This is a genomic window from Desulfocicer niacini (assembly GCF_054657595.1).
This window is the reverse complement of sequence record NZ_BAAHYK010000146.1, coordinates 1-1,062: the sequence shown is the minus strand read 5'-3', so window position 1 is coordinate 1,062 and position 1,062 is coordinate 1. Positions and strand designations below refer to the sequence as shown.

General features: G+C 45.6%; 2 pseudogenes. Both read left to right on the top strand.

Annotated elements, in window-relative coordinates:
- Window positions 1-455, top strand: a pseudogene (locus tag ACYQ2M_RS25115) (hypothetical protein); the annotation flags it as partial.
- A gap of 43 nt (window positions 456-498) precedes the next feature.
- Window positions 499-1,062 (top strand): annotated as a pseudogene (locus tag ACYQ2M_RS25110) (reverse transcriptase domain-containing protein); the annotation flags it as partial.

Below are 1,062 nucleotides of genomic sequence, written 5' to 3'. Positions count from 1 at the left end.
AGAAAGCCCACTACATGGGCAAGGACCTGACGGAAGTACGTAGGCCGCAAAGGAAACTCGTACCGGACAAAGTAGGGCTGGAGCAATACGAGCAAACCTCACTGCGGGGAATAGCAATTAAGGCAAAAGTTTTTGGGCAACACCGCTTTCAGGATCTGTATAAATGCTTGAACTACCGATTTTTGATGGACTGCTGGAAGTATTTGAACAAAAAAGCCGCCAGTGGAGTAGATCAGGTAACGGCAGAGGCTTACGAGAAGAATTTGGAAGCCAACATTCAAGCATTGGCTGAAAAGCTGAAACAAAAGCGGTACCGTGCCAAATTGGTACGACGATGTTACATTCCAAAGGAGAATGGAAAAGAAAGGCCACTGGGAATACCGGTGCTTGAGGACAGGTTGGTGCAATTGGCCTGTTCAATTGGCCTGTTCCAAAATTCTATCATCAATTTTTGAATCGGATTTTGTGGACACCAGTTAGGGATACAGACCCAAGCGCAGTGCCAGAGAGGCAATAGAGGACTTGCAGTTTAATCTGCAGTTCGGAAAAATCGGGTATATTGTTGAGGCCGATATCAGAGGGTTTTTCGACAATATTGATCATGACTGGATGTTGCAAATGCTCCGGGAACGAATTGATGATGAAGCATTTCTGAGCCTGATCCGCAAATGGCTGAAAGCTGGAATTCTGGACCGGGATGGCAAAGTAATTCATCCTGAGTCCGGGACACCCCAGGGAGGTATTGTATCGCCTGTATTGGCAAATATTTACCTGCATTTTGGCCTTGATTTATGGTTTGAAAAGAGAGTTAAACCCAACTGTAAGGGTTCGGCCTTTATTCTGAGGTATGCCGATGATTTTATATGCGGCTTTCAGTATAAAGATGAGGCTGCACGGTTTTACCGTGAGCTTCCCGGCAGGCTAAGTAAGTTCAATCTTGAGGTGGCACCGGAGAAAACCGGAATGATTCGGTTTAATCGTTTTCATCCCGGCATGAAGGTACGAATAAGCTTCTTAAGCTTTGAAGTCTTCTGGGAAAAAGACAGAACCGGTACCGTTAAC